The 17,537-nt window shown below is 65.9% G+C and carries 18 protein-coding genes; 5 read left to right on the top strand and 13 right to left on the bottom strand.

Annotated features, from left to right (window positions below; genetic code table 11):
• Positions 1-118: 118 nt before the first annotated feature.
• The 12 genes from HU729_RS21100 to HU729_RS21045 are packed head-to-tail and all read right to left on the bottom strand — an operon-like array spanning position 119 to position 10,727.
• Positions 119-751 carry a hypothetical protein gene (locus HU729_RS21100; protein ID WP_346655312.1) on the bottom strand — a complete coding sequence of 211 codons (633 nt, stop codon included), beginning with the start codon at positions 749-751 and terminating at the stop codon, positions 119-121.
• 8 nt (positions 752-759) lie between these two features.
• Positions 760-1,146 (bottom strand): type II secretion system protein GspM, encoded by a 387-nt coding sequence (gspM, locus tag HU729_RS21095; protein ID WP_186711449.1) that lies wholly within the window; start codon positions 1,144-1,146, stop codon positions 760-762.
• Positions 1,143-2,216 carry a type II secretion system protein GspL gene (gene gspL / locus HU729_RS21090; RefSeq protein WP_186711448.1) on the bottom strand — a complete coding sequence of 358 codons (1,074 nt, stop codon included), beginning with the start codon at positions 2,214-2,216 and terminating at the stop codon, positions 1,143-1,145. The genes gspM and gspL overlap by 4 nt, the downstream gene beginning before the upstream one ends.
• The gene (locus HU729_RS21085) at positions 2,213-2,803 is read right to left on the bottom strand and encodes a prepilin-type N-terminal cleavage/methylation domain-containing protein (protein ID WP_186711447.1); all 591 of its coding nucleotides are present in this window, start codon (positions 2,801-2,803) and stop codon (positions 2,213-2,215) included. Before HU729_RS21085 ends, gspL begins: the two co-directional genes overlap by 4 nt.
• Positions 2,800-3,168, bottom strand: a complete 369-nt coding sequence (locus tag HU729_RS21080; protein ID WP_186668739.1) for a type II secretion system protein — start codon at positions 3,166-3,168, stop codon at positions 2,800-2,802. The genes HU729_RS21085 and HU729_RS21080 overlap by 4 nt, the downstream gene beginning before the upstream one ends.
• The gene (gspH, locus tag HU729_RS21075; RefSeq protein WP_186668741.1) at positions 3,165-3,602 is read right to left on the bottom strand and encodes a type II secretion system minor pseudopilin GspH; all 438 of its coding nucleotides are present in this window, start codon (positions 3,600-3,602) and stop codon (positions 3,165-3,167) included. Before gspH ends, HU729_RS21080 begins: the two co-directional genes overlap by 4 nt.
• Position 3,603: 1 nt before the next feature.
• Positions 3,604-4,038 (bottom strand): type II secretion system major pseudopilin GspG, encoded by a 435-nt coding sequence (gspG, locus tag HU729_RS21070; RefSeq protein ID WP_186711446.1) that lies wholly within the window; start codon positions 4,036-4,038, stop codon positions 3,604-3,606.
• Between the two features lie 14 nt (positions 4,039-4,052).
• The gene (gene gspF, locus HU729_RS21065; protein ID WP_186711445.1) at positions 4,053-5,255 is read right to left on the bottom strand and encodes a type II secretion system inner membrane protein GspF; all 1,203 of its coding nucleotides are present in this window, start codon (positions 5,253-5,255) and stop codon (positions 4,053-4,055) included.
• 2 nt (positions 5,256-5,257) lie between these two features.
• Positions 5,258-6,706 (bottom strand): ATPase, T2SS/T4P/T4SS family, encoded by a 1,449-nt coding sequence (locus HU729_RS21060; protein WP_186711444.1) that lies wholly within the window; start codon positions 6,704-6,706, stop codon positions 5,258-5,260.
• Positions 6,706-8,661 carry a type II secretion system secretin GspD gene (gene gspD / locus HU729_RS21055; protein WP_186711443.1) on the bottom strand — a complete coding sequence of 652 codons (1,956 nt, stop codon included), beginning with the start codon at positions 8,659-8,661 and terminating at the stop codon, positions 6,706-6,708. The genes HU729_RS21060 and gspD overlap by 1 nt, the downstream gene beginning before the upstream one ends.
• 3 nt (positions 8,662-8,664) lie before the next feature.
• A complete protein-coding gene (locus tag HU729_RS21050; RefSeq protein WP_186711442.1) occupies positions 8,665-9,090 on the bottom strand; it encodes a pilus assembly protein PilZ in 426 nt (141 codons plus the stop codon).
• Positions 9,087-10,727, bottom strand: coding sequence for a lipoprotein UxpA (locus HU729_RS21045; RefSeq protein WP_186711441.1), 1,641 nt, complete (start codon positions 10,725-10,727; stop codon positions 9,087-9,089). The genes HU729_RS21050 and HU729_RS21045 overlap by 4 nt, the downstream gene beginning before the upstream one ends.
• A 226-nt stretch (positions 10,728-10,953) precedes the next feature.
• Here HU729_RS21045 and HU729_RS21040 point away from each other — a divergent pair, with 226 nt between their 5' ends.
• Positions 10,954-13,017: a PhoX family phosphatase gene (locus tag HU729_RS21040; RefSeq protein ID WP_186711440.1), complete on the top strand. Its 2,064-nt coding sequence runs from the start codon at positions 10,954-10,956 to the stop codon at positions 13,015-13,017.
• A 61-nt stretch (positions 13,018-13,078) separates the two neighbouring features.
• Here the strand turns inward: HU729_RS21040 and gspK are convergent, their stop codons facing one another.
• Complete coding sequence (gene gspK / locus HU729_RS21035; RefSeq protein WP_186711439.1) at positions 13,079-14,044, bottom strand: type II secretion system minor pseudopilin GspK; 966 nt, start codon at positions 14,042-14,044, stop codon at positions 13,079-13,081.
• Between the two features lie 147 nt (positions 14,045-14,191).
• Here gspK and tatA point away from each other — a divergent pair, with 147 nt between their 5' ends.
• The 4 genes from tatA to HU729_RS21015 all read left to right on the top strand — a co-directional run bounded on the left by tatA (position 14,192) and on the right by HU729_RS21015 (position 17,501).
• Positions 14,192-14,392 carry a twin-arginine translocase TatA/TatE family subunit gene (gene tatA / locus HU729_RS21030; protein WP_186668758.1) on the top strand — a complete coding sequence of 67 codons (201 nt, stop codon included), beginning with the start codon at positions 14,192-14,194 and terminating at the stop codon, positions 14,390-14,392.
• A complete protein-coding gene (gene tatB, locus HU729_RS21025) occupies positions 14,392-14,655 on the top strand; it encodes a Sec-independent protein translocase protein TatB (RefSeq protein ID WP_186711438.1) in 264 nt (87 codons plus the stop codon). The genes tatA and tatB overlap by 1 nt, the downstream gene beginning before the upstream one ends.
• Positions 14,652-15,395 carry a twin-arginine translocase subunit TatC gene (gene tatC, locus HU729_RS21020; RefSeq protein WP_186711437.1) on the top strand — a complete coding sequence of 248 codons (744 nt, stop codon included), beginning with the start codon at positions 14,652-14,654 and terminating at the stop codon, positions 15,393-15,395. The genes tatB and tatC overlap by 4 nt, the downstream gene beginning before the upstream one ends.
• Positions 15,396-15,479: 84 nt before the next feature.
• A complete protein-coding gene (locus HU729_RS21015) occupies positions 15,480-17,501 on the top strand; it encodes an HET-C-related protein (protein ID WP_186711436.1) in 2,022 nt (673 codons plus the stop codon).
• The last annotated feature ends 36 nt before the right edge of the window (positions 17,502-17,537 follow it).

Genomic DNA, 17,537 nt, shown 5'->3' with positions numbered 1-17,537 from the left:
CTCCCACAAGTAACACCGCAGTATTCAGAAGTTGTGGAGCTCTTGTAGCGGCGGTTCGGCGCTCCTACAAGTTTTGAATAAGACCGTTGCTTCGGCAAGAAACAGGCAAGCTGGGGCACTACCACCTGAGCTGCCGCTCACCCTTGCCTGCCTCCGGCCCCAACCACTGGGCGCCACGCAGCAAGGGCGTCAGCGCAGCATCAGGCTGGACCTCGAAACGGACCTGGGCGCGCCTAGCCAGCAGGTCGGCGTCAAGATCGAGCTGGTGTTGACCTTGCAGGGCCAGCGCGCCCTGCAAGTGCCAGTCACCTGCACAGCGCATTTGGAGCCAGCCCTGCCCCAACCCCAACGACCATGGCGATACCAGCGCCAGGTCGTTCACCTGCAAACGCCCCTCGGCACCGACGCACTGTCGCCACGCACCCTTCACATTGACACGCCCCTGCCAATGCCCCGCCAGGCGATAAGCCACCGGCACACTCGCCGCAGCCTCGAGCGCCTCGACATCCGCCCGCCAGCGCCAGGGCCAACCGCTCAAGCGCATCAGCCAATCCTGGCCCTGATAACCCAGGCGGATTTCGCCCTGTGCCTGCCACGGTCGCCACTGCCAGCTCAACGGCCCGACATCGCCCACCTGCTCGGCCTGTCCGTGCCAGAGGCTGCCGCTGACGGCCCTGCCTGGCACCAGCCAGGGTGCAGGCAACTCGACGAGCAGCGTGACAGCACACACCAGCGCCGGCCACAGCAGCACGCGCGCCCTCATGGCCGGACCCGCAGGTCGAAGCGCAGGCGCTTGCCCTCCTGTTCCATACCCCATTGCAGCGGCTGTGCGCCCTCGATCTGCAACGCCTGCAACCACCTCAGCAGCGCCTGCTCGTCCGCGACCGAGCCACGCACCTGCCAGCCCTGCTCCTGCGGCTCGACCTCCGTCAGCTCGATGTGCCGGGCCTGGGCAGACTGACGCAGACGCTCCAGGCTCAAGACCGGGCCGCCCTCAAGGCTGATCGCCACTTCTGCCAGCCCGCGCCACTGGCTCATCTCGGCCCAGCGTGCGCTCGCCTCACGCACCAGGATGACGATCAGCAACAGCGCGATCAGCCCCCATGCCAGACGCATACGCTGGCGTTGTAAAAAGACGCGGATCATGAACCGCTCCCCAGGTCGAACACCACGCCCTGTGCCTGCACCTGCACCGCCGCCCCGACCGTTGCGGCCATTTCATCCCACGGCGGCACCGTGCCGTCGCCGTCCAATTGCAGATGCCAGCGCTGCCCATCGAAGCGCACGGCGCGCAGGCGCCACTGCGGGTGCTCGTGCAGCCAGCCCTGCAACTGCCCTTGCAAACCGTCGAGCCGACGCAGACGCAAAACCCGCTCGCCGTCGGCGTCACGCAGCCGCCTGAGCGCCTGCGCTGCCTGGCGTGGCGTGGCTTGCGGGCCGGTAACCGCCAGCACCTGCTGCCGATACAGCTGGGCCTGACGCCATTGCTGGCTGATCCACAGACCGCCCCAGACGGCGGCGAGCACCAGGCAGGCGGCTACCAAGCGCTTTTGCAGCCCCGTGACCTTCAATGATTGGCGCGGACGACGCGTTTCCCGCAGCGCTGGCAAGGTATCGAGATCGGCAATCCGCTGTGGCCAGTGTCCATCGACCGGCTCAAGCGCCTGCGTATCCCACGGCGCAGGTGCAGAGCCCAACACCTGTGGCCAGGCCAGCCAGTGCTCGCTGCCCTCTTCGTCAACCCGCGCGTACAGGGTCGACCGTGCCTGTCGCCATTGCCATCCACAGCCCGGGGCGAGTGTCGGCAACAGCTGGAACTGCGACCAGCAACGCTCCACCTCCAGCCCCCACTCCACGCACTGGGCCAACCAGCCATCGAGCCGATCCCGCGCCACGACCACCAACCGCAGTTGCCCTGCCGTGCGACCGATGCATGCACAGTGCACCTCATCGCTCCCCTGCAACAGACGGTCCTCCAGCAGCAGCGGCCATTCCTCACGCTTGAGCCCGGGCGGCGCCGGCAACTGGAAATGGCTGCACGCCTCGCCCGGCACCACCAAGGCAACCCGGGCGATCAGGTCCTGCGGCGGGCGTCCCTGCCCTTCGTCACGCAGCATGCCGCTTTCCAGCAGGCACCAGTGCCAACCGCCGTCAGCCCCAGGACGCAACAGCAACCAGGGTCGCGCAGGCGAGTGCCGCCGCCATTCAAGCTTCATGAGCGCCCCCAGGGCAGGACGAATGTGCAGACATAAGGTGCTCCGTCACGCTGCAGATGCAGGCGCACGCCACGGCCGGGGTGCGTCGGTTGATCGGAAGGCCAGGCCAGCCAACTGCCGCCCTGGAAATACAGAATGCTCATCTCGCTGACCCGCTCCAGGCGCTCGCGTACCACCCAACGCGGCTTGTCGGCGGCGTAGAGATCGGCGGAAGTTTCCAGCAGCACGCGCTGCTCCCTCGGCTCGAAACGCAGGCGCTGACGCTGCAAGCGGGAACCGCCTTCGGCCTGGGGCCAGGCCGCAGCAGCGACCCACAGCAACTGCTGGTTCTGCGCCTGCCAATCGAGCCAGCGCATGGCCAGTGGCAGGCGCTGCTCGTACACCTGGCGCAGCACCGGGCTGTCGAACCGCCGCTCCAGCGCCAGGCAGAACTCCAGCACACCGGGCTCGTTCTGCTGCTCGGCGAGACGCTCGCGCACCGTGAGCCAGCCATGCACCAAGGCCGCAAGCAGGATGCCCAGCACCGCGGTCAGCGCCAGCGCCACCATCAGTTCGATCAGGGTCAACCCCGTCTGGCGACGCTTCATGGGCGCTCCAGAAACAGGGTGTACAAACCCAGCGGCACACGCTGATCGCGGTCGGCGAACAGGCGCAGCTCGCCACGGCGCAGATCGCGCACGCCGGTGCTGCGCAGTTGCAGGTCCCAGTGACACACCTGCGCGCCCTGTTGCAGCGCCCCGGCGGTGCGATTGCTGGCCGGCCAATACTGCTCGACCGCAAAACGTGCCTGCAGCTCACGGGCGCACAGGGCGCCAAGGCGGTGCTGCTGCACGCCTTCCTGCACCGCCAGGCGCTGGCGCAACACCTGGCTGGTGATCACCGCCAGTACGGCGGCAATACCCAGCGCCACGCTGACTTCAAGCAAAGTGAAACCGCGCTGTCGCCGCCTCATGGAAGCGCCACGACCTGCAACTGCCCCTCGCGCCCCCAGCTCCAGCGCTGCCCGCCTTCGGCGCCACGCCAGTTCACCTTGCCGGGCCTTGCCCAACCTTCGGGGGTGAACACCAGTTGCGGCGCTGCTGCCGCCTGCCAGTCCGGGCGCAGGTCTTGCGGCCAATCCCCCAACGCGACCGTCTCCAGCACCCAGCCGGTGCCGTCATGGCGAACGAACTCAGGGCGCTTGCCGCTCCAGCGCAGGCCACGCAACTGGCCGGTATGCCGGGCCACGGCGGACTGCTCGCGGGTCGCGGCGACCAGCCGCTGCATGGCCTGGTCGACCCGCGTACGACCGCTGTCGAGCCAGGCCACGCTCAAGCCGGTCATCAGCCCGGCGATGGCCAGCACCACCAGCAATTCGAGCAGGCTGAAGCCGCGCTGGGAAGGCAAGTCAGAGGTCCCAGTTGCCCAGGTCGGCATCCAGCCCTTCGCCACCGACCACGCCATCGGCGCCGAGCGAATAGACATCGACACGGCCATGCTCGCCCGGCATGCGGTACTGGTAAGGCGTGCCCCATGGGTCTTCCGGCAGGCGACGAATGTAGCCATCGCTGCGCCAGGCACGCGGTAGCGGCTCCTGGCCCGGCTTCTTCACCAATGCGGCGAGGCCTTGCTCGCTGCTGGGAAAGCGCAGGTTGTCGAGCCGGTACATGTCCAGCGCCTGCTCGAGGGTGGCAAGGTCAGCCATCACCTTCTGGCGCATGGCCTTGTCCTGGTTGCCCAGCACGCTGGGCGCGACCACCGCGATCAGCAGGCCGATGATGAAAATCACCACCATGATTTCCATGAGGGTGAAGCCGCGCTGACGCTTGGCGCGATACTGCATGCAAAGACTCCTTTTCACAGTTGCAGACCCTGGTTGAGCTGCATGATCGGCAACAGCACCGCCAGCACGATGAACAGCACCACGCCGCCCATCACCAGGATCATCAGAGGTTCGAAAAGCGCCATGGCGGTGTCGACCTGACGGGCAAAGCCGCGCTCCTGGTCGTCGGCCACGCGCTCGAGCATGTCGGCCAGGGTGCCGCTGGCCTCGCCGCTGCCGACCATGTTCACCAGCAGTGGTGGAAACTGGCCGCTGGCATCCAGCGCCCGATGCAGGCTGGTGCCACCCTGGACCTGCAGGCGCACCTGCTCCAGGGCCAGGCGGATACGCTGGTTGGCGACCGTTTCGCTGGCCACCTGCAATGCTTCGAGCAGGGCCACGCCACTGCCGCAGAGAATCGCCAGGCTGCGCGCCAGACGTGCGCTCTCCAGCACCTGCAGCAGGCTGCCGACACGCGGCAGGCGCAGCAGCAGGTCGTCGCGGCGCAGGCGCCAGTGCGGCTTGCGCAACAGCCAACCGCACAGCAGCGTCAGCGGGATCGCCGCACCCAGCAGCCAGGGCCCAGCGTTGGCCAGGCCCTGGCTGATGGCGATCAGCAACGAGGTGATCAGCGGCAGCGCCTGTCCAGAATGGGCGAACTGCTCGGTCAGCTTGGGCACCACGAACGTCATCAGACCGACCACCACCGCCAGCGACACGCCCATCAGCACACAGGGATAGATCAGCGCAGTGCGCGCCTTGTGCTGTTGGCGCTGGACCTGCTCCAGGTGATCCGCCAGGCGCGTCAGCACCTGCGCCAGGCGCCCGGAGCGCTCGCCCGCCTCGACCAGTGCGCAATACAACCCGGTGAACGGCGCGCCTTGCCGCGCAAGACTGCGGGCCAGCCCCAGGCCTTCGGCCAGCGCGCCGCGCACCGATACCAGCACGACCTGCAAGGCGGGCGCGCGCAATTGCCGTTCGAGCGTGGCCAGGGCATCGACCAGGGGAATGCCGGCACCGGTGAGCGTGGCCAACTGGCGGGTGAGCTCGCACAGCTGAGCACGGCTCAGGCGCTGGCGACGCGGTTGCCGCAAGCTGCCTTCATGGCGTTGCAACTTGCGTGCGAACAGGCCCTGCTCACGCAACAACTGGCGCGCATGGCGCTCGCTGTCGGCCTGCACACTGGCCTTGTGCGGTTTGCCTGCCAGGTCCAGGGCCTGGTAGCGATAGGTCGGCATGCTCAGCCCTGCACCACGCGCAACACTTCGGCCAGGCTGGTCTCGCCACGGGCCAGGCAGTCACTGGCCATGGCCACCAGGCTCTGCCGGCGCGTGGCCAGGTGGGCCTGCATCGTCACTTCGCTGGCGCCCTCATAAAGCAGGGCGACCAAGCCTGCATCCAGCTCGATGAATTCATAAAGGCCCAAGCGCCCGACATAACCGCTGCCCTGGCAACTGTCGCAACCCACCGGATGGTGGGTGGCCTGCAAGGCGGCCAACTCCGGCCACAGGCGCCGCTCGGCTGCAAGCAACGGGCGTGACTCGGCACAACTGCACAGGCGCCGGACCAGGCGCTGGGCCAGCACCCCGCGCAGGCTGGAGGCGATCAGGAAGGGTTCGATGCCCATGTCACGCAGGCGCGTCACCGCGCCGATCGCACTGTTGGTGTGCAAGGTCGAGAGCACCAGATGGCCGGTCAGGCTGGCCTGCACGGCGATCTGCGCCGTCTCCTGGTCGCGGATCTCACCGAGCATGATCACGTCCGGGTCCTGGCGCAGGATCGCGCGCAAGCCGGTGGCGAAGGTCAGCCCGGCACGCGGGTTGATCGCGGTCTGGCCGATACCGGCAATGGCGTACTCCACCGGGTCTTCGACGGTGAGGATATTGCGACTGCCGTCGTTGAGGCTGTTGAGGCTGGCGTACAGCGTGGTGGTCTTGCCCGAGCCCGTGGGGCCGGTGGACAGCACGATGCCATTGGGCCGCGCCAGGCACGCGCGCAGGCCCTGCAACGCTGCGGCCGGCATGCCGAGGTTGTCCAGCGCCAGCAGGCTGGCCTGCTTGTCGAGCACGCGCATCACCACGCGCTCGCCATGGATGCCGGGCAGTGTCGAGACCCGTACGTCCACTTCGCGTCCGGCGGCGCGCAGGGTGATGCGTCCGTCCTGGGGCTGGCGTTTCTCGGCGATGTCCAGGCGCGCCATGACCTTGATTCGCGACACCAGCATGGCCGACAGCGCTCGCGGCGGGCGCAGAACCTCGCGCAGATGACCATCGACGCGCAGGCGCACCACCAGGCTCTGCTCGAAGGTCTCGATGTGGATGTCCGAGGCACGCAGGCGCAGGGCCTGGCCGAACAGGCCGTTGATCAGGCGGATCACCGGGGCTTCGTCGTCGCTTTCGAGCAGGTCTTCGATGCGTGGCATTTCGCTCATCAGGCTGTCGAGGTCAACCTGCTCGCCGATGCCTTCGATCAATGCGGCGGTGGCCGAGTCGGCAGCCTGGTAGAGCTGGCCAAGACGCTCGTCGAAAGCGGCGCGATCGAGGCGCTCCAGGCGCAGTGGCTGGCCATGCACGCGCAGCAGCTCTTGCACTTGGTCGCTGTCGGCATCCTCGCGCAACCATAGCTGCCATCCCTGGTCGTCCGGGGCCATGGCCACGCCAGCCTGACGCGCCAGGCGGTAGCCGAGCATCACCAGTTACCGCCTTCAAGCCGCGCGCGGCTGGCCGGGAACGCCTTGAGCAAGGCGCCACCCTCGGCGAGTTCCGGCATCTGCAAGGCCGTGTCCTGCTGCAGGCTGCGGTACTTTTCCTGGCTCAGCCCGGCAAGGCTCGGCCCGTCACGCATGATCCGCGGGCGGATGAACACCATCAGGTTCTGCTTCACGTTGCGGTTGCTGTCGGAGCGGAACAAACGGCCGAGCACGGGAATGTCGCCGAGCAACGGCACGCGCTGATTGCTGGTGGTGGACTCGTCGCTGATCAGGCCACCGAGAATCACCAGGCCATTGTCGTCGACCATCACTTTGGTCTTGATCTCGCGCTTGTTGGTGATCACGTCGCTGGCGGCGCGCGAATCGGCGATCGAGGACACTTCCTGGACGATGTCCAGGCGCACGCTGTTGTCGCTGTTGACCTGCGGCTTGATGCGCAACTTCACCCCCACCTCCTTGCGCTCGATGGTCTGGTAGGGGTTGGCGTTGTTCTGGGTCACGGAGCCGGTGACGAAAGGGACTTCCTGGCCGACCAGGATCGACGCCTCGGCGTTGTCCAGGGTCAGCAGGGTCGGGGTCGACAGCAGGTTGAAACCGCTCTTGCCCTTGAGCGCGTTGATCAGCATGGCGAAGTTGAAACCGCCGCCGAAATGGCCGATGCCGGCGGTGGCGCCCGTGGTGGCCGAGAGCAGCTTGCCCAGTTCCTTGTTGTCGCTGCTGGCGGCAGCGCCGGCGATGTTGGCGATGTTCACCCCGTTGCTGCCGAAGTTGACGATACCGGCGCCGAACTTCTCGTCGGCGAACAGCCACTGCACGCCCAGCTCCTGGGCGCTGCTGTCGGACACTTCGGCGATGATCGCCTCGACCACCACCTGGGCGCGACGGATATCGAGTTGCTCGACGATGTTGCGATAGGCCGCCAGCTCACTGTCGGGGCCGACCATGACCACCGCATTGGCGCCCTCTTCATACTCCAGGCGCACGCCCGAATCGCTGGCGGTGCGTACTGGCGCCTCCTTGCCTTCGCCGGCGGGCGCATCGGGCACCCCGCCGTCCTGGCCGAGACCGCGCAGCACCTTGACCACTTCCGCAGCATTGGCGTGGCGCAGGTAGATCACCTGGGTGTTGCTGCTGTGCAGGTTGTCGCTGGGTCGGTCGAGCTGGCCGAGCAGCGCACGGACGCGCTCGCGGCTGTCGGCGCTGCCACGCACCAGCAGCGCATTGCTGCGCGGGTCGGCCACCACCTGGGCACTGTCGGCGCCCTGCTCGCGTGCCAGCAGGCGGGTGACCAGGGGCGCGGTGTCGGCGGCGCTGGCATGCTTGAGTGGCATCACCTGCAAGGGCTCGTCGCTGACCTGGTCGAGCTGGCGTAGCAGCTTGTCGATGCGCTCCAGGTTGCTGCGCCAGTCAGTGACCACCAGCAGGTTGGCGGCAGGGTATGGGGTGATCACCCCGACGCGCGGGTCGATCAGCGGCTTGAGAATGCCGAGCATCTGTTCGCTGGCGGCGTTGCGCACATTGAATACCCGGGTCGCCACGCCGTCGCTGCCCTTGCTCTGCTTGCCGGCGTTCTCCACCGGCACCGGCTCCAGGCGCGCGGCCTGGTCGGGGACGATCTTCACGCTGCCGTTGGGCAGGTCCACGGCGGCAAAGCCCTGGGCACGCAACTGGGCGAGGAAGATGTCGTAGATGGCTTCGGCGTCGTGGCGATCGACGGTGCGTACTGTGACCTTGCCGGTGACCCGTGGATCGACGATGAAGGTGGTGCCCGTGATGCGCGAGACGCTGTCGATGAACTCGCCCATGTCGGTATCGACGAAGTTCACCTCGTATTGCGGCACCCCGTCTTCGTCGACCTCAGGGTCTTCGGCCCAGGCCTGCGCAGAGCACAGGCCGAGGCTCAGCACGCAGGCCACAGCGTATCTTGCGATCATTGCTCATCCTTGCCGCTTGAAGCCGGTCACGGCGGGCCGTGGCGGCCAGGGCAGGCGCTCGCGCCGCCCCTGGTTGTCGAAAATCAGGCCATCGGCATCGATGTCCTGCAGCACGATCCCTGGCGCCAGTCGCTGGCCACGGCCCAGGGTGCGGACCTGCTGGCCGAAACGCAGCACCACCACGGTGGCGGACAGCGGCTCGGCCTTGAGCCCGCCGAGGTAGTGCAGCGGCAGGCGTGTCAGGGGGATGCCACCCTCATCGGATGGTGCCTGCCAGTGGCCAGCCATCAGGCCTGGCAAGGTCGATGCCTGTTCACGCGGGACACCGAGCGGTTGCGGCTGGCGACTCAGTTGCAGGATGCACTGGGCGGCGAGCCAGCCGGACAAGGTCAGCAGCAGCACGTTGGGCAGGCGCGACAGCCCGATCACGACGCCACCTGGCGCGGATGCCACCCCGGATGCCCTTGTACATAGCGCACCTCGGGCCATTGCAACGGCGCCAGTTGCCAGTTCGGCGCCTGGCGCGCCAGCCAGGCCTCGACCTTCTGCCACAGCGGCTCACCGGCCTGGGCATCGAAGTGCAGGCCGAAGGTGCGACACGAGCCCTGCACCGTGGGGAGCCCGGCGACACGCTTGCCCATCGGGCTGTAGCTGACCTGCCAGGCGTGGCCTTGCCAGCGCGGCAGGTCCTGGCTGTTGTCGAGCAGCAGCGGGTCGCCGAACAATTGCTCGGCGGCATTCTCCAGCACCTGTTCCACCTGGCGCGCAGGGGCCTCGACCACAGGCGCCGAGTAGCCGCCGGTGAGGCTGATCAGATGCTCGCGGGTGATCGCCTGGCCAGCAGGCAGTGGATGGTCGTAACGCAGCCCCGGCAGCAGCACCGGCATGTTCGAGTCGTCGGCCAGGGCCTGATGCAAGAGACGATCCCAACTGCCGCCACGGGTATCACGGCGCCACAAGGCCTGCGGCGCGCGCGCCAGCGGCTGGTCAAGCCAGGCCGCATGACCGGCGCGCTGCTGGCGCAGCGTGGTGCGTAACTGGCTGGCGCGCGCTTGGACAGTTGGCGAAAGTCGATCCTCGAAAGCAGGCACGAAACGCGCCTCGAATTGCCACTGCCCCACGGTTTGCTGGCAACGCAGGCGATAGACGCCACTGGCGCGGCACCCAGCGAACAGCACCGGCACCTGACGGCCCGACGCTTGCGTGACAGGCACCGGTGTCGGCCATAGATCCTGGCCACGGGCACACAGCAGGACATCGATTTCGTCGATCCGCTCGGCCAGCCAAAGGCCGGGGCCAGTACCGACATCCGCCAGGGCGACCACCAGGTCGGCCTCGCGCCGGGCTTGCTGGAAACTTGGCAGCAATGATTGGTACCACTGCTTGAGCGAGGCTTTCTGATCCTGGGCGTAAGGGTCGGTCACACCGACCACCGCAATGCGCACGCCGCCGCGCTCGAACACACGCAGGGGCTCGACACCCAGGCCCTTGGCCTGTTCAACGCCAAGCCCGGCGCCGAGGGTAATCGCAGGGGACTGACGATAAAGAGCGGCGCAGCGTTGCGGCCACAGCACGCGCTCATCACTGCTCACACGCACGTCGCTGGCCAGCATCCGACTGCCTTGCACGCCGCTATCGCCTTGGGTCAGGTAGGCCAGGCCGCTGCCGTTCCAGTTCTGGCCGTTTTCCAGGGTCAGGCAGCGCTCGGCGCCGGCCTCGTTGCGCATCTGCTCCATCAGTGCGGCCAATACGGCATAACCGCCAAGGCGCGCCTGGCTGGCCTGGCCGGCATCGAGCAATGGCGCGAGCTCGGCATGGCCGCTACTGGCATGGCTGCCGGTCATCCACGGAGCACGCCCCAGATGGCTGACCGGCCCCAGGCGCGTGGCCGGCACCACTGGCAGGCCAGGCTCGCGGGCATCGAGGGTGTCGGCGACATAGAGCAGTTCGAGCGAGGCGTCGCCGCCGCGCTGACCGGGGATCGCGGAGCAGGCGCCCAACAAAGGCGCCAAGGCCCCGACGCCCATCCAGCCAATCACTTCGCGTCTGCGCACACTGCTCGCCATCGCCCCCGCCATCCCTAACCTGAGTTCACGTTCGGCCCCGGATATTGGGGTGGCTGCGTGACAGTTTGATGGCAGAAATCCGACAGCCGATGCGGTAAAGCTCTGACAAATCTTGTTACTAATGGCGCTAGGCTTTAAAACCCCGTTAATATTTTTGCCAATCAATCATCACACTTGCCCCCTAAAGTCGCGGTTCCTCTTACTCAGCCATTACAAGGACACCCTGATGAGTCGAGAAACCGGCGATAACCTGGACCGGAACCAGAGCGGCAACCTGCCGATGGCCAGCGTGATGGACACCTACCTGAGCCGTCGTACCGTGATGCGCGGCAGCCTCGGCGCGGCCATCGCGATGATCGCAGGCACCGGCCTGACCGCCTGTTTCGACGGGGGTGGCGGCAGCTCACATCACGATGACCCGGCCACCGAGCCGCCTGTGACCGAACCACCAGCCAAGCTCAAGCTGGGCTTCCAGTCCATCGCCGGCTCGCGCACCGACGCCTGCGTCATTGCCCCCGGTTACAGCGCCTATGTGATCGCGCCGTGGGGCACGCCGCTGAACAGCAACGGCAATCCGTGGAAGTCCGACGGCAGCAATACCTCGACCGATCAGGCCAACGCGATGGGCATGAACCATGACGGCATGCACTTCTTCCCCATCAACGGCAGCTCCGACGATGGGTTGCTGGCGATCAACTTCGAATACATCGAAGCCGACGCGCTGCACCCGAACGGCCCGACCACCGATGGCACCGGCAAGCGCCCGGTCGAAGAAGTGCGCAAGGAGATCAACGCCCACGGCGCTGGCGTGGTGCGCCTGAGCAAGGTCAACGGCCGCTGGCAGGTAATGCAGAACGACCCGCTCAACCGCCGCTTCACCACTGCCTCGTTGATGGACATCGCCGGCCCTATGCGCGGCACCGATCACGTCAAGACCAAGTTCTCGCCGACCGGCACCCAGGCGCGCGGCACCAACAACAACTGCGGCAACGGCTACACGCCGTGGGGCACCTACCTGACCTGCGAGGAGAACTGGCCTGGCATCTTCGTCAACAAGGGTGTGCGCCCGGCTGATCAGGTGCGCATCGGCGTCAGTGCCAGCGGCGGCCAGTACAAGTGGGAAACCGTTGCTGGCGACGCCAGCGAGGTCAACGGCGAGTTCGCCCGCTTCAACGTGACCCCGACCGGCGCCAGCGCCACCGACGACTACCGCAACGAAGCCAGTACCTATGGCTACATCGTCGAGATCGACCCGTACAACAGTGCCACCCTGGCAGTGAAGCGCACCGCCCTTGGCCGCTTCCGCCACGAGGGCTGCTGCCCGGGCCTGCCGGTCGCGGGCAAGCCGCTGGTGTGGTACACCGGCGACGACTCGAACAACGAGTACCTGTACAAGTTCGTCTCCGACGCCGTATGGGATCCAGCCGACGCCAACCCGGCCGACCGCCTGGCCACCGGTGCCAAGTACATGGACAAGGGCAAGCTCTACGTCGCCCGCTTCAATGCCGACGGCAAGGGCGTATGGCTGCTGCTGGACGTGGCCACCCCCACCACCGCCGGGAGCACGCTGGGGGCGCTGTACGGTGATCTGCCGGGCATCATCCTCAACACCCGCGGCGCGGCTGACGCAGTCGGCGCGACGCCGATGGACCGCCCTGAGTGGACCGCCGTCAACCCGCTCAATGGCGACGTCTACCTGACCCTGACCAACAACAGCGCGCGTACTGCCGCCAAGGTGGATGCGGCCAACCCGCGCGGCCCGAACCGTCATGGCCACATCATCCGCTGGCACGACAGCGACGATCACAAGAGCTTCACCTGGGACATCTTCGTGTTCGGCGCCAACGCTGCCGGTACACCGGATATCAACCGCTCGGGCCTGACCGAACTGAACCAGTTCGCCAGCCCAGACGGGATGAGCTTCGATAGCCGTGGGGTGCTGTGGATCGAGACCGACAACGGCGAGACCACCTTGACCAGCTACACCAATGACCAGTTGCTGGCGGTGATCCCCACCGACCTGGTCGATGCCACCGGCAAGCAGATCCCGGTCAACGCCCAGAACCAGGTGGACCTGCGGCGCTTCTTCGTCGGCCCTAACGGCTGCGAGGTGACGGGGATCAGCTTCACGCCGGACAACAAGACGCTGTTCATCAACATCCAGCACCCGGGGAACTGGCCGTATACCGACAAGGCGACAGATGTGACCCCGGCAGGGAGCCGGGTGCGACCACGGGCATCTACCGTGGTGATTCAACGTAATGATGGCGGGGAAATCGGGACCGCCTGAGCCTGGGCCGGGCAGTCAGCCTTGTGCTGGCTGCACCGGCCTCTTCGCGGGCAGGTCAGGCTTACCAGGCCATCGGTTCCCGCCCCAGCACCCGCACCTGCTGCGCCGGCACCCGCGCATGCCACTGCACCACCCCCAGCGCCTCGATCTGAAACTGACTGCGCACCGACCGCCCCTCTTCCTCGAACGAAAGCTGCAACAGGAAGAGCCCGCTGTTGAGCAACAACCCCTCGCTCAACCGGGCAAAGCTCTCGTCATCCAAAGCGCCCAGCGCCTGGCGTAACGCTCCTGCATCGACATAACCCGAAGCCGGCCGATTACTGATGATCCGGCTGAGCAGCGATCGGGAAAAGTGCCCCTCGTAGAGCGCCTCCAGCAACGGCAGGTGCTCCAGGTTCAAGGCATTGGCATTGAGCCGCCAGCCGCTGGTCTGCGGCAATGCGCACAGCATCGGATAACGCCCCTGGCGCCCGGCATCGGGCTCGAGCAGCAGGTTCAGTTCGCTCGGGTCGAGCATCGCCTGGTTGGCCGCCAGACGCGGTGGCTGCTGACGCAGGTACTGGCCGCTCTCGGCACCTTGCAGGCGCGTGTCGCTGTCAGCGTCCAGCCAATCGGCCAGGGCGTCGACCAATCGCTCGGCCGCCATGTCGTCGCCGAGCAACCGGCGCAGCTGACGCTCGGCACGCTCGGCGTCTTCGCCCAGCAAGGCATTGACGTTGAAGCAGGTGTGCTGGTCGCGCACCCGCAGGCGTGCCTTGCCTGCCCCAAAGTCATACTCCAGCGCCTGGCCGCGCAGGGCCTGCCAGAACAGGGGGCTGACGCGCCAGGCCGGATCGCGCAGGGCCTGGCTGGCATAGGCAAGGCCAGCCTGCTCCATCGCCCGCACCTGCACGCGCTGACGCAGCAAGCGCGTTTCATCGACCTGGCGACGCCCCTCCTCCACCAGCCAGGCCAGGCCCGCCGCAAGCATCGCCAGCGCCACCATCACCATCAGCAACGCTGCACCCTGTTGTCGCCCGCCACCCATTGCACCGCGCCTCGTCATCCGTGGAGGGGCCAGTCAACACGGTGCGTGTTGCAAGCACATGGCAACGTTTCCCGACAGTCACGTTGGCGTCATCTGAAGCAGGCAGGATTGGCCTTCCTTTTCATGACCTTACAGGGGTTCTCACAAATGGGCGGTATAGGCATCTGGCAACTGGTGATCGTGCTGCTGATCGTTTTCCTGCTGTTCGGCACCAAGCGCCTCAAAGGCCTGGGCAGCGATGTCGGCGAAGCGATCCAGGGTTTTCGCAAGTCGATGGGCGGTGACGACAACAGCAGCGCATCACCCAACGCACAGGTTCAACAGCAGCCAACGGATCGCCAAGGCTGATGTTCGAGATCGGTTTCAGCGAACTGCTGCTGGTTGGCGTCGTCGCTCTGCTGGTCCTGGGGCCCGAACGCCTGCCGGTGGCGATGCGCACCGTCGGGCGCGGCCTTGGGCAGGCGCGGCAGGCCATGAACATGCTGCGCGCCCAGGTCGAGCGGGAAATCGACATGCCAGCCCTGGACGATGCGGCGCTGCGCAAACTGGAGCAGGATATCCGCCAGGGTGTCAGCCTCGATGAAGCCCCCGCCAGGGAAGGTAGATCATGAGCTTCGCTGTCCACGGAAGGTCGGCAATGCCGCTGACCGAACACCTGCGTGACGTACGCAAGCGCCTGGTGCGTTGCCTGCTGGCCATCGCCCTGGCGTTCGCCGGGTTGTTCCCCTTCGCCCAGACCCTCTACACCCTGGTCTCCGAACCGCTGCGCCGCTTCCTGCCCGAAGGCGCGAGCATGATCGCGACCAGCGTCACCTCGCCGTTTCTCACGCCCTTCAAGCTGACGGCCATGTGCGCGCTGTTCATCAGCATGCCAGTGCTGCTGCATCAGGCTTGGGGCTTCATCGCGCCGGGGCTGTATCGGCGGGAGAAACGCATCGCCCTGCCGCTGCTGGTGTCGAGCATCCTGCTGTTCTACGGCGGTATGGCATTCGCGTTCTTCCTGGTGTTTCCGATGATGTTCGGTTTCTTCGCCAGCGTGACGCCCGAAGGCGTGGCAATGATGACCGACATCAGCCAGTATCTGGACTTCATCCTCGCGCTTTTCCTGGCGTTCGGCCTGGCATTCGAGATTCCGGTGGCAACCTTCATCGTGGTCTGGGCAGGCATGACCGATGTTGCCAGCTTGCGCCGTAGCCGGCCCTACGTGATCGTCGGCTGTTTCGTGGCCGGTATGATCCTCACGCCTCCTGACGTGTTCTCCCAGACCATGCTCGCCATCCCGATGTGGTTGCTGTTCGAGATCGGCCTGCTGGCCTGCGGGGCCCTTCAAAACCGCACCCGCCTTTCGTAGCGCCTACAGCGGGAGGCGTTGCCTGCTCCCTCTTGCACCATGCGGCTCACATGCTGGGGCTCCGTCAGTTGATGAGTCCCCAGCATGATCCCACTAAGCCTGCACACCCGCTTCGCTCTTGATCGACTCACCGAAATCAGCCGGCCGCTCTCAGCACAGGCCTTTCGCGAAATGCTCATCCCTGTGTTCGGTGACGACCTGCCAGACAGTTGCTACCAGCAGCTGCAGGACGCACTGCGCGACGGCACGTTGAGCAACCCTGTACACCAGGTGAACCCACAGGTGGCAGGCAAAGCCTGCTACGACAATGCCACGCGTATCATCCACCTGCACCCCGAGGTGATCGCTGGCGCGCTGCTGCAGCCACAGGCAGCCTGTGAAATGGCGACCATCCTGCTGCACGAGTTCGGTCATCACCTGGACAACCTTCTGCGCCAAGACTTCGCGAAAGGCCTGGACGATGGCTTAGCCTCGGTGGCCGAGGATGCAGAACTCGAGGAAGGTGCGCGCTTCGCCTACCTGATCGGCTGCATGGAGTCAGGCCCAAGCGGTGATCTGCCGATCGCCCAGCTGACCGAAGCAGGCCGAACCATCACCCTGCGAGCCGATGACCAGGCCATGCGTCTGTTCATCCGCCAGAGCCAGGATGAACATGCGCAACGCGCCAACACCAATGAAGGCAGCACCGAGGGCTTTTCTGCGGGCAAGGGCGACAAGAAAAACCCTGAAATGTCCTGGGGGCATGAGTCGATCGAGGAAGACCTCAAGTACGCCGGGTTCAATGAGCAACAACGCAAGGCGATCTATTTCGGCAACTGGTTGCGCGACTACTCGCAGTTGCTCGATCCCAAGCTGGTCCGCGCCGAGGACGCGCCCAAAGAGTTCCCGCGCAAGCTCTCCCGGAAAGTCCTGACCCAACTCGTAGACCTGCTGGCGCTCAAGGCATTCCCCAGCCTGCAATCCACGCCGCAAGAGCGCGCGCACTACGTGATCACACCGCAGATGCTCGGGGTGTATCGTCCTACCGAGCACATCGACAATCCCTACAACCCCAGCCCGTCAGTGAATGATCCGCGCACCATCGATGCAGACTTCGAGCCGCCTGTGGCACAGGACGATCCGCGGTTGCAGGTCGATCCGGATACGTCCATGAAGCGCCACATCTTCAGTTCGGTCGATTACATGTGCGAACGACTACGCGAGGCAATGGCGGCCGGCCCGACCCCTGAGGGCATGCGCAAATTCGGTGCAGCACTGCACGTGCTGGAAGATTACTTCGCCCACTCCAACTACGCCGAATTGAGCCTGCACAAGCAGGGTCACGACACTGTACTGACCTGGACCGCACAAGCCGACTGCAAGCACGGCTGGCCCATTGTCACCGGCATGTTCGCCGGTAGCGATGTGATAGCCAGCCTGGCCGAGCCGATGGCCAAAGTACTCTTCGCGCCCTCCGGCGACTTCGAGAACATCACGCCAGGGCAACGCTCGGACACTGAACTGGCGCTGCTGATCCTGCTTCAGGATCACCCCGATCCGCAGTGGCAGGAACACCTGAACAGTGCACTGGAAATTCGCGATACATTGGCGGACCTTCCCGGGTTCAATGTGGCGAGGCGCGTTTCCTGGATCACGGGCTCACCGCTGCGCCTTGCAACCGACCTGCCCAAGATCGGCTATCGCGCCATCCTCAACCTGATCGGCAACTCGGTCGACGATATCCAGACATACAGGATGGGCAATCCCATGCTCACCGGTTCGACCAATCCGACCCACTCCCAGCTTGCCAAGGACCATGACGTGCATCCGCTGCATACCTTGGCCACTCTGATGGCCCGGGTGGCGGTGCGCGATGTCGGCTTCGCCATGTACAAATACTGGCAGGGCGGCCGGTTGCGCGATCCGGTCAAGGTAGCGCGCAGCTACTTTACCCACCCCAATGACAGCGAATGGCAGGACGAACTGGTCAGCAAATGGGCTAGCGAGCATCCCAAGGAAATCCAGAAATCCAGCAACCCAGCCGTCTTCGAAGAGCTCCATCACCATCATGAGGCGCCAGCGGTGGATGAAAGCGCCTGGGAACGTCTGAAAGGGCTGTTCAGTTAAAACCTGTAGAAACGACAAGCCCCGGCAGGAGACTGC

The sequence above is a fragment of the Pseudomonas sp. RW10S2 genome (assembly GCF_014268985.1).
GTDB classification, from domain to species: Bacteria; Pseudomonadota; Gammaproteobacteria; order Pseudomonadales; family Pseudomonadaceae; genus Aquipseudomonas; species Aquipseudomonas wayambapalatensis.
This window is presented reverse-complemented; position numbering and strand designations above follow the sequence as displayed.

Bases quoted from the DNA above. Each gene is read 5' to 3' on its own strand.
- gspM (WP_186711449.1), bottom strand. From the start codon at position 1,146: ATGATCCGCGTCTTTTTACAACGCCAGCGTATGCGTCTGGCATGGGGG.
- gspL (WP_186711448.1), bottom strand. From the start codon at position 2,216: ATGAAGCTTGAATGGCGGCGGCACTCGCCTGCGCGACCCTGGTTGCTG.
- HU729_RS21085 (WP_186711447.1), bottom strand. From the start codon at position 2,803: ATGAAGCGTCGCCAGACGGGGTTGACCCTGATCGAACTGATGGTGGCG.
- HU729_RS21080 (WP_186668739.1), bottom strand. From the start codon at position 3,168: ATGAGGCGGCGACAGCGCGGTTTCACTTTGCTTGAAGTCAGCGTGGCG.
- gspG (WP_186711446.1), bottom strand. From the start codon at position 4,038: ATGCAGTATCGCGCCAAGCGTCAGCGCGGCTTCACCCTCATGGAAATC.
- gspF (WP_186711445.1), bottom strand. From the start codon at position 5,255: ATGCCGACCTATCGCTACCAGGCCCTGGACCTGGCAGGCAAACCGCAC.
- HU729_RS21060 (WP_186711444.1), bottom strand. From the start codon at position 6,706: ATGCTCGGCTACCGCCTGGCGCGTCAGGCTGGCGTGGCCATGGCCCCG.
- gspD (WP_186711443.1), bottom strand. From the start codon at position 8,661: ATGATCGCAAGATACGCTGTGGCCTGCGTGCTGAGCCTCGGCCTGTGC.
- HU729_RS21045 (WP_186711441.1), bottom strand. From the start codon at position 10,727: ATGGCGAGCAGTGTGCGCAGACGCGAAGTGATTGGCTGGATGGGCGTC.
- HU729_RS21040 (WP_186711440.1), top strand. From the start codon at position 10,954: ATGAGTCGAGAAACCGGCGATAACCTGGACCGGAACCAGAGCGGCAAC.
- gspK (WP_186711439.1), bottom strand. From the start codon at position 14,044: ATGGGTGGCGGGCGACAACAGGGTGCAGCGTTGCTGATGGTGATGGTG.
- tatA (WP_186668758.1), top strand. From the start codon at position 14,192: ATGGGCGGTATAGGCATCTGGCAACTGGTGATCGTGCTGCTGATCGTT.
- tatB (WP_186711438.1), top strand. From the start codon at position 14,392: ATGTTCGAGATCGGTTTCAGCGAACTGCTGCTGGTTGGCGTCGTCGCT.
- tatC (WP_186711437.1), top strand. From the start codon at position 14,652: ATGAGCTTCGCTGTCCACGGAAGGTCGGCAATGCCGCTGACCGAACAC.
- HU729_RS21015 (WP_186711436.1), top strand. From the start codon at position 15,480: ATGATCCCACTAAGCCTGCACACCCGCTTCGCTCTTGATCGACTCACC.